The following is a 10,120-nucleotide window of genomic DNA, read 5'->3' as shown; positions in this document are numbered from 1 at the left end:
AAAGTTGTCTATCGCTCAGCTAATCATTATCTGAATATCTGGCTTGGTTGTTTGTGTTTTAATTCTTAAATAAGAATTAGTTATATAAATTAACCTACTGTTTAATTTTCAAAGTTCATTGTTTCGACTTATTCATCTTAACAAGTTATTTAAATCTTGTCAACATTTTCTTTCGTTTTATTTTCCATCCGTATCTCTCGGACAAGTAATACTTTACCACCATATTCTTTATTAGTCAACACTTTTTTAATTATTTTTCTAACTAATTTTTTTATAAAAAATAGTTCACAACTTAGTTTACACTTATTAACATTATAAACATCATCCATATCAGTTATAACCTTATATAAAGTTTTTTATCCACAATTTATTAACACTATTTATAGTTCTATTATTTATAATTATTTTCAAATATATTTTTATAGGTAATCTCTACTAACTAATAAAAATAAAAAAGCATAGATTCTTCTATACTTTTTTGTTTTCTATTTATTAATTTATATACTTATTAAATATATTATTTAATAATAAAGAGTTTATACATGATACAACAGCGTACCCAATTACTAAATAAAAAAATACTATATATCCTAAATAATTTCTAAAAAATAGTATAGATATTATAGGTATCAAATTTAACAATACCATTATAATTGTATATGGTAAGTTTTGTACTGACATAAAAACAGCATTTATTATAGTGTTTTTTATACTATTCTCAAATTTAGATATAATAGGAAAAATATATGTAAAATTAAATATAGTTATTGTACTAGCTACCATAAGTATAAATTTAAATACATTACTAATAACTGAATTAGATATCATATTAGATATACGAAAATCTAAAATTAATATCAATCCAATCACCATTATACTTATCCATACCACAGTACTAACCTTAAAATTTTCTTTGAAACTTTTTATAAACATCTTAAAAATATAGCCTTCTTCATTTCTTACTATTTTCATAGCAACATAATATGTAGAGGTTATTGATGCCCCTATAGTTATTATTGGTATACTAAATAATATACACAAAAAATTTAGCGTAATTATATTTGTAACCTTTTCTAAAGCTTCAAAAAACTTATTATCATACCTAAATAAATTTATCATAAATCTATTTCCCTTATTATTTTATTAATTTTATTAAATACTTAGTTATAGTTTAGATGTAGAATCTCTAATTATTAACTCTCCTTCAAATATCTTATGTTGAGTTTTACTTTTTTTATTGATTAAATTGAATAATATATTTGTAGTTTCTTTAGCCATCTTCTCAACAGGTTGTCGTATAGTAGTTATTGATGGGTTATAGTAATAAGAGATATCTAATCCATCAAATCCAACAACTGAATAATCATCAGGAATTTTTTTACCATATTCTAATATAGCTTTACATGCACCAACTGCCATACTATCTGATATTGCATAAATAGCAGTAAAATCTTCTTCCGCTTCTAATAGATCCTTCATTAAATTATAACCATTTTCCATGGTGTAAGCATTTATATTATCATGTGTATATCTTATTAAGTTTTCATTTATTGGTATATTTCTATTATTTAAAGCTTCACAATAACCTTTTACACGAAGTCTACTTATACTTCTATCACCACTATCATATGCTAAAATAGCTATTTTCTCATGTCCATTTTCACATAAAAAATCAACTATCTTCTTGCTCTCATTTATATCATCAACAGATACTGATGAGTATAATGTTTTATCAACACCTTCAGCTATAGCTATTGTACTTAATACGAATGGTATTTTTATTTCTTGTAATTTATCCTCTTGGTGAGAGAAAGACCCACCTAAAAAAACTATCCCTTTTAATCTCTTCTCTTTTATTAATTGTAATGCAACTTCTACCTCATCTTGATTTGAATCAACTCTATGTAATATAAAGGTATACTTCCTCTTTTGTATTTCTTCCTCAAATACTTTTATCATATTTTGAAAGAATGGGTTGTCTATACCTTTTATTAATACTGCTATCGTTTTCGTATCTGAAAGTTTTAAGTTTCTAGCACTATTATTTGGAATAAAATTACTCTCTTTTATAACTTCCATTATCATATTTCTAGTTTCTTCACTTATTTCAGGGTGATTGTTAATTGCTCTTGAAACGGTACTAACTCCTACTCCACACTTTTTAGCTATGTCTTTTATTGTGGCTGACTTCATATTAACCACATCCCTTCAACTCTGTATTTTAATTATCTTATTATAATATCATATAAGCTATATTCAAAGCTATTATCTTCCATATAATTTAGTTAACATCTTTATTCTCTTTATAGTTTTTTTAGATAGACTATTTTTCTTCATTCTCCATGTCCAATTATTCCCTAAAGTTGATGGTATATTTATTCTACCTTCTTCTCCTAAACCCAAATAGTCTTGAACGGGTATTATACAAGTATCCGCTACACTTCTCATAGCTAAGCATATAAAATCCCAGTGTATTTCATTTTCTTTACTATATTTATTATTCATATAATTGATACACATATTTTTATCTTTTTTATTAATTTCTTTGTACCACCCAATAGTTGTATTATTATCATGAGTACCTGTATAGACAACACAATTATTATTATAATTATGAGGTAAATAGTCACTCTCTTCTCTTGAGTCAAAAGCGAACTGTAAAACTTTCATTCCCGGATATCCTGTGTCATTTAAGAGTTTCCTTACGCTATCAGTTAAAAAACCTAGATCTTCAGCAATAATATCTACATCTCCTAACTTTTCTCTTATACTATTAAACAGTTCCATTCCTGGTCCCCTTTCCCAAGATCCATTTATAGCTGTACGCTCTCCATAAGGTATAGAGTAATATTCATCAAATCCTCTGAAATGGTCTATCCTTACAATATCATACAACTTAAAAGAATATTCTATTCTTTTTATCCACCACTCATAATCTGTATTTTTATGATATTCCCAATAATATAATGGATTTCCCCACAATTGTCCGGTTTCAGAAAATCCATCTGGTGGGCATCCTGCCACAGCAATAGGTATACACTCTTTATCTAGTTGAAATAAATCCGGATTTGCCCATGTATCAGAACTATCTAATGCTACATAGATCGGAATATCCCCTACTATTAATATGTTTTTTTTATTGGCATAGGATTTTAATTTATTCCACTGCTTTGAAAATAAATATTGTAAATATTTATAGAATATAATATCATCTGATAATTTTTCTTCATACTCATGTAAAGCAGCCTCTTTTCTTAATCTTATATCAACATCCCATTCTATCCATGACTTTCCACCAAAAAAATCTTTTATAGACATATATAGTGCATAATCATGAAGCCACCATTTATTTTTATTGCAATACGCTATAAATCTTTTACTATTATATATTTTACTACGCTTATAAGCTTTTTTTAGTATTTCAAACCTATATAAATATATCTTTTCATAATCTATATGTTCATCACTACTTCCCCAATCATATATACTACATTCTTCTTCTGTTATTAGACCTTCTCTCACTAATTCATCTAAATCTATAAAGTATGGATTTCCTGCAAATGTAGAAAAAGATTGATATGGAGAATCTCCATATCCTGTTGGTCCTAAAGGTAGTATCTGCCATATACTTTGACCAGAACTTTCTAATATATCTATAAATTCATAAGCTTCTTTTGAAAAACTACCTATACCATACTTAGATGGTAAACTTGCAATAGGTAATAACATACCACTTCTTCTCATAATTTTTCCTCCTACTTATATCATTAGCCTTTTACAGCACCTGCAACAACACCTTCTATTATGTGTTTTTGACATAGTAAATAGAATATTATAATCGGAATAATTGCCAATACTAGCATTGCCATCATAGCTCCCATATCTCTATTCCCATTTGATCCTACTAGCATCTGAATTACTACTGGTATAGTTTTATATTTAGTTGATAGACCTATAACTAAATATGGTAATAAGTAATCATTCCATATCCACATTGCATTCAATATTGCTACAGTTATTGTGGTTGGCTTTAATATAGGAAGAACTATCTTAAAATAAGTTTGTAATAGATTACAACCATCTATTGTAGCTGCTTCTTCAATTTCCAGTGGAATAGATTTCACAAAACCACTAAACATAAATACAGATAAACCTGATCCAAACCCTAAATAAAGTAATACCATACCTATCGGATTTGCTAGATGTAAAGTATCAGCTAATTTCACCATAGGAAACATTACCATTTGAAATGGAACTATCATTGAAAAAACAAATAAGTAATATATAATACTATTAATCTTACTTTTAACTCTAGTTATGTAATATGCTGTCATGGAAGTAAATAATATTATTACGATTACTGACATTGTTGTTATAAAGAAAGACCAGCCCATAGCACCTAAAAAGCCAGTCTTTTCTAATCCGTTTATATAATTAGTAATGCCAACAAATGTCTCTTTTGTAGGTAAAGAAAAAGGATTGTCACTTATAAAAAATTTTCCTTTAAATGAATTTATTATAATAAATAGTATAGGAGCTAAAAAAACTACAACTAATACACAAAGTACTAAAAATATGATATTATTGCTAATATTTTTCTTACTTGATGAAGTTCTTTTATTTTTAGTGTTTTTATTTTTAATTAAAGCTTCTTGCATTATTGCTCTACCTCCCTCTTTCTAGTAAAATATAGCTGACTAAGTGCAATAACAGCTACTATTACAAAGAATATAACCGCTTTCGCTTGACCAACACCTTCATAGTTATTTCTACCATAGAAGCTATTAACTATATTAAGAGCTAACATCTCGGTTTTATGCATCGGAGCTCCATTAGTTAATGCTAAATTTTGATCATATAACTTAAAACTATTTGATAACGTTAGAAAAGTACATATAGTAATTGATGGCATTACCATTGGAATTGTTACATTTCTTAAAGTTTGCCACTTCGTTGCTCCATCAATTCTAGCAGATTCAATTAATTCTGATGGTACACTTTGAAGACCAGCTATATAAATAATCATCATGTATCCTATCATTTGCCAATTCATTAGTATAAGTAATCCTATAAAACCGAATTTTTGATTAGCTACAAGTGTCGTTCCATAGCTAGATAAAAATGCATTTATCATGGATTGCCAAGTATATCCAAGAACTATTCCACCTATTAAATTAGGCATAAAAAATACAGTTCTAAAAAAATTAGTTGCTCTTATTTTTCTAGTTAATAAATATGCTAATGTAAATGCCAATACATTTACTGTTACTATAGATATAATTGTAAATATTGTGGTAAATCCAAAAGATTCTACAAATCCTTGCCCTGATGAAAATGCTTTTATATAATTATCTATCCCTACAAACTTTGCATCACTTATTGTAGTAAAATTACAAAAAGATAGGTATAAACCTGTTATGAAAGGAATCATAAACGCAATAGAAAATGCTATTAGTGTTGGAAGTAGAAAGATTGGAAAATATTTTTTTAATGCCTTTTGCATACTATCCCCCCTATTATTAAGTATAAATTCTATATTCTTAATAAATTATTTTTAAAGAAAAAGCTTAAACCATAAATAGTTATATGACATTTACATAAAATTTAGTTTAATGTTATATATTCTTTTTATTGGATAAGCTTTTTCTATTTAATTTCAAAATAATAATTAAATATATTTTTATACTCTACTTTTATTTAGATGCTTCTTTTTCACTTGCCCATTCATCTATAACTAATTTTTTAACATCTTCCCACTTCATGTTTCCATTACAGTATTCAAGTAATGCTGCCCCAAAATCATCTTTAAATGTTTGACTTGGAAATGTAGTAAAGTTCCAGTCTACATTATATAAATCATCATTACTTAAGTATCTTATAACTTCTTTCGCTAATGGATCTTGAGGTGTTTCAGAATCTTCAAAAGTATCAAATGGAGCTATAAATCCTAATTCATTTGTTACATGATTTTTACCTGTTTCAGAAGTAAATAGCCACTCAACAAATTCTATAGATGCTTTTTGATCTGCTTCTGATGCTTTACTATTTATAGAGAAGTAGTTCTCAGTTCCTATACAAAGACCTTGTTTTTCTTCACCTTCAACTCCTGTATATATAGGCATAAACTTAACATATTCTTCTTTAACTGTATTTCCATCAACTTCAGCTATTTGTGACCATCCCCAGTTTCCATTTTGAACCATAGCAGCTTTGCCTAAAGCAAATTCTGCCATTGAATCTGAGACTGTTTTACTTCCCAATAAAGTTGGCTCACAAGTTGAGTTATTTATGTATAAATCAAATATGTTTTTAAAGTTATCTGAATAAGTAAAATCAATTTCATCTAAATTTTTTACATCTTTATCTTTATATTCATAATATATCGGAAGATTTGCTAAATGAGTTTGCCATCTCCAGTCTTCACCTGGAGTTAAAGATGTAGAAGCAAATACACCGTCTATTCCTAGTTCATCTTTCTTAGATTGCATATCTTCTGCAACTTCTTTTAATTTATCAAAGTTATTTATTTCATCTATTGATTTAGCTTTTGCAGCATCTAATGCAAAATATTTATCCATTATTGCTTGATTATAAATTATTCCATAACCTTCTTCAACATAAGGTATACCATATACTCCGTCTCCATCTTTAATAGCCATATCTTGATTTAAAAGATGACTATAAAGTTCTGTATCCTTTAAATCCGCACAATATTCTTTCCATGATTCATATCCAACTGGTCCATTTATTTGAAATAATGTAGGTGCATCTTTTTTTGCCACCTCAGACTTAAGAGTTTGTTCATAAGTACCACTAGCTGCTGTAACTATCTTAACATTTACTCCAGTTTCTTTCTCATAATCTTCAGCTATTTTTTTCCATTGAGACTCTGATTCTGGCTTAAAATTCAAGTAGTAAACTGAACCTTTACCATCATCTGATGCTTTATTATCAGATGATGATGTACAACCTGTCAATACTACAGTTGACATAATTACTGATAGTGCTATTGATACAACTTTTTTTAATTTCACCATAATAACTCTCCCCCAATTAAATTTTAAATTTAATTAAACTTATTATAAATTTATAATTAAGTTTTCGGAAACGTTTCCGAAGCTTCAGAAACGTTTTCCACTCTTAATTAGATAGTAGCACCAGGTATTATTAAAATCAATAAATTATTTAACTTTATTAAAAATTTTAATAAAAACATAATATTATCAAATAATCTCTGTTTAGACATATATATCTATATTAGTTTCCAAATATCTTTATTATATTGTTCTATAGTTCTATCAGATGAAAAATAACCAGCTTTACTTATATTAATCAACATTCTTTTAGCCCATTTTTCTCTATCCTCATACTCATTAAATACCTTATCTTTCATTCTACAATATTCTTTAAAGTCTAATAATGTCATGAACCAATCTTTCCTTATTATTTCTTTATATAATCTTATAAGATTTTCTTGATTCCCTACTTCCATTAATTTATCGCTAACAATAAAGTCTACTACTTCTTTTATTTCTTTATCTTTCACATAAAAATCAATTGGATCATATTTTCCTTCTTTATATATTTCTATTACTTTGTCGCTTTTCTCTCCAAATATAAAGATATTGTCATCACCCACAAGATTATGTATTTCTACATTAGCACCATCTTCTGTTCCTAAAGTTAATGCTCCATTTAACATAAATTTCATATTTCCAGTACCACTTGCTTCCTTTGATGCTAATGATATTTGTTCTGATACGTCACATGCTGGTATTAGTTTTTCTGCAGCTGTTACATTATAATTTTCAATCATTACAACTTTTAGATATTTATTTACATCATTATCATTGTTTATAAGTTCTTGTAAACATAATATTAAGTGTATTATATCCTTTGCAATTATATAAGCTGGTGCAGCTTTAGCTCCAAATATAACGGTTATAGGTGTTTTTGGTATAATACCATTTTTTATTTTTAAATACTTATAAATTATATATAGTGCATTCATTTGTTGCCTTTTATATTCATGTAATCTTTTTATTTGTATATCAAAAATAGAATTTTCATCTAAATCAATATTTTGAGTCTCTCTTATATAATTTTTAAGTTGTATTTTATTTTCTCTTTTTACATCTAATATATTATTTAGTACTTCTTTATTATCTATATATTGTATTAGATCTTGTAATTTTTCAGCATCTTCTTTAAATCCATCTCCTATTAAATTTTCTATTAAATTGGTCAATAGTGGATTACAATGCATTAACCATCTTCTAAATGTTATTCCGTTTGTCTTATTATTAAATTTTTCTGGATAAATTTTATAAAAATTATTTAATTCATTATTCTTTAGTATATCCGTATGAAGAGATGCAACACCATTTACACTAAAACTATAATGTATATCTATATTAGCCATATGAATTATATTATTTTCATCTATAATATAAACAGATTCATCTTTATACTTGTTTTTTATAATTTTATCTAATTCCTTTATTATTGGCATAATCTGAGGAGCAACTTTTTCAATATAATCAACAGGCCATGTTTCAAGGGCTTCTGCTAAAATAGTATGGTTAGTATATGCACATGTTTTTGAAACAACTTCTATAGCATCAATAATTTCTAAACCTTTTTCCACTAATAAGCGAATTAGCTCAGGTATAATCATAGTTGGATGTGTATCATTAATTTGTATTACTGCATAATCATATAAGTCATATAAATTACTACCTCTATCAATAGATTCATCTAGTATATATCTTGCAGCATTACTCACCATAAAATATTGTTGATAAATTCTAAGAAGACGCCCTTCCACATCACTATCATCTGGATATAAAAATAAAGTAAGATTTTCTTTAATATCTTTTTTATTAAAATCTATACCATGCTTTACTATATCTTCATTTACTGTTTCTACATCGAATAAATGAAGTTTATTAGTTATATTGTTATACCCTATAATATTAATATCATACATTCTTGAAGTTAATTTAAAACCATTAAATTTAATATCATAAGTAATATCAGTTTTATTTAACCATCCTATGCTATGAATCCACTCATTTTTCTCTTCTATTTGTAGATTATTTTTAAATATTTGCTTAAATAATCCAAAATGATAATTTAAACCTATCCCATCTCCTGGAATACCTAAAGTTGATATTGAATCAAGAAAACATGCAGCTAATCTTCCAAGTCCACCATTACCCAATGAAGGCTCAATCTCAATCTCTTCTATTTTCGATAAGCTTTTACCATTATCCAGTAATATTTTTTTAACCTTACCATATATTCCTAAATTTATTAAGTTATTAGATAATAACTTTCCAATTAAAAACTCTGCTGATATGTAATATAACTTCTTTTTTGATTTGCTTATATTTACTTTTTCTTCACTTAATTTTTTAATAGTCTTTAAAATTGCAAAATAAATCTCTTCATTTGTACATTCTGAAAGTTTTTTCATAGCATTATATTCTAATATTTGAGATAAATTCACAAGTAATCCCCCTTTGATTTGACTGAAATAATTATATATATTTCCGGAATCGTTTCCGAAAATATTATATTAATTTACTCAAGGTAAGTATAATTTATAAATTATCTTTTAACAACATATTTTTTTAATTTAATAAATATTTATTATACTGATAAATTACATAAATAATAAACCTATAGCTATCACATAATTTTAAACATATAAAAATAAGCTATTCACTATATAAAATTTTATATAGTAAATAGCTTATTTCTAATAAAAAAAGATTACGTGGCTACGTCTTACTCTCCCGGGAGGTTGCCCTCCGAGTACCATCAGCGCTAAAGAGCTTAACTTCTGTGTTCGGAATGGGAACAGGTGTATCCTCTTTTCTATAATAACCACATAATCTTTATTTGGAGCGGGTGAAGGGGATCGAACCCTCACAGCCGGCTTGGAAGGCCGGAACTCTACCATTGAGCTACACCCGCATATATTTAGAGTTAATACTCTAAAAACTACATATCATTTATTGATTTATCATTTAAATTTATTGGTCAAGTCCTCGACCTATTAGTATCGATAAGCTAAATACATTACTGCACTTACACCTTCGACCTATCAACCAGG

7 protein-coding genes, 1 tRNA gene and 2 rRNA genes are annotated in these 10,120 nt (G+C 26.9%); all 10 read right to left on the bottom strand.

Annotated elements, in window-relative coordinates; all coding sequences use genetic code 11:
• Positions 1 to 492: 492 nt before the first annotated feature.
• Positions 493 to 1,119: a YesL family protein gene (locus I2A66_RS16385; RefSeq protein WP_122641363.1), complete on the bottom strand. Its 627-nt coding sequence runs from the start codon at positions 1,117 to 1,119 to the stop codon at positions 493 to 495.
• 45 nt (positions 1,120 to 1,164) lie between these two features.
• The gene (locus I2A66_RS16380) at positions 1,165 to 2,193 is read right to left on the bottom strand and encodes a LacI family DNA-binding transcriptional regulator (RefSeq protein ID WP_122641364.1); all 1,029 of its coding nucleotides are present in this window, start codon (positions 2,191 to 2,193) and stop codon (positions 1,165 to 1,167) included.
• Between the two features lie 72 nt (positions 2,194 to 2,265).
• The gene (gene malQ / locus I2A66_RS16375) at positions 2,266 to 3,744 is read right to left on the bottom strand and encodes a 4-alpha-glucanotransferase (protein WP_195252019.1); all 1,479 of its coding nucleotides are present in this window, start codon (positions 3,742 to 3,744) and stop codon (positions 2,266 to 2,268) included.
• Between the two features lie 23 nt (positions 3,745 to 3,767).
• Positions 3,768 to 4,658 (bottom strand): carbohydrate ABC transporter permease, encoded by an 891-nt coding sequence (locus I2A66_RS16370; protein WP_195252018.1) that lies wholly within the window; start codon positions 4,656 to 4,658, stop codon positions 3,768 to 3,770.
• Positions 4,658 to 5,503 carry a carbohydrate ABC transporter permease gene (locus I2A66_RS16365; RefSeq protein ID WP_122641367.1) on the bottom strand — a complete coding sequence of 282 codons (846 nt, stop codon included), beginning with the start codon at positions 5,501 to 5,503 and terminating at the stop codon, positions 4,658 to 4,660. The genes I2A66_RS16370 and I2A66_RS16365 overlap by 1 nt, the downstream gene beginning before the upstream one ends.
• Before the next feature lie 190 nt (positions 5,504 to 5,693).
• On the bottom strand, positions 5,694 to 7,037 hold the full coding sequence (locus I2A66_RS16360) for an ABC transporter substrate-binding protein (protein WP_147516965.1): 1,344 nt from the start codon (positions 7,035 to 7,037) through the stop codon (positions 5,694 to 5,696).
• A 215-nt stretch (positions 7,038 to 7,252) separates the two neighbouring features.
• Entirely contained in the window at positions 7,253 to 9,511 is a 2,259-nt protein-coding gene (locus I2A66_RS16355; RefSeq protein ID WP_195252017.1) for a glycogen/starch/alpha-glucan phosphorylase, read from the bottom strand.
• Between the two features lie 268 nt (positions 9,512 to 9,779).
• Positions 9,780 to 9,896: ribosomal RNA gene (rrf, locus tag I2A66_RS16350) — 5S ribosomal RNA — on the bottom strand.
• 11 nt (positions 9,897 to 9,907) lie between these two features.
• Positions 9,908 to 9,981: transfer RNA gene (locus I2A66_RS16345), tRNA-Gly, on the bottom strand.
• Positions 9,982 to 10,043: 62 nt separating this feature from the next.
• Positions 10,044 to 10,120, bottom strand: a 23S ribosomal RNA gene (locus I2A66_RS16340); the annotation flags it as partial.

The organism is Romboutsia sp. 1001713B170207_170306_H8, assembly GCF_015550495.1.
Classification (GTDB): domain Bacteria; phylum Bacillota; class Clostridia; order Peptostreptococcales; family Peptostreptococcaceae; genus Romboutsia_E.
The sequence above is the reverse complement of the archived record's forward strand: the minus strand, read 5'-3'. Positions and strand labels throughout refer to the sequence as shown.

Bases quoted from the DNA above. Each gene is read 5' to 3' on its own strand.
- I2A66_RS16385 (WP_122641363.1), bottom strand. From the start codon at position 1,119: ATGATAAATTTATTTAGGTATGATAATAAGTTTTTTGAAGCTTTAGAA.
- I2A66_RS16380 (WP_122641364.1), bottom strand. From the start codon at position 2,193: ATGAAGTCAGCCACAATAAAAGACATAGCTAAAAAGTGTGGAGTAGGA.
- malQ (WP_195252019.1), bottom strand. From the start codon at position 3,744: ATGAGAAGAAGTGGTATGTTATTACCTATTGCAAGTTTACCATCTAAG.
- I2A66_RS16370 (WP_195252018.1), bottom strand. From the start codon at position 4,658: ATGCAAGAAGCTTTAATTAAAAATAAAAACACTAAAAATAAAAGAACT.
- I2A66_RS16365 (WP_122641367.1), bottom strand. From the start codon at position 5,503: ATGCAAAAGGCATTAAAAAAATATTTTCCAATCTTTCTACTTCCAACA.
- I2A66_RS16360 (WP_147516965.1), bottom strand. From the start codon at position 7,037: ATGGTGAAATTAAAAAAAGTTGTATCAATAGCACTATCAGTAATTATG.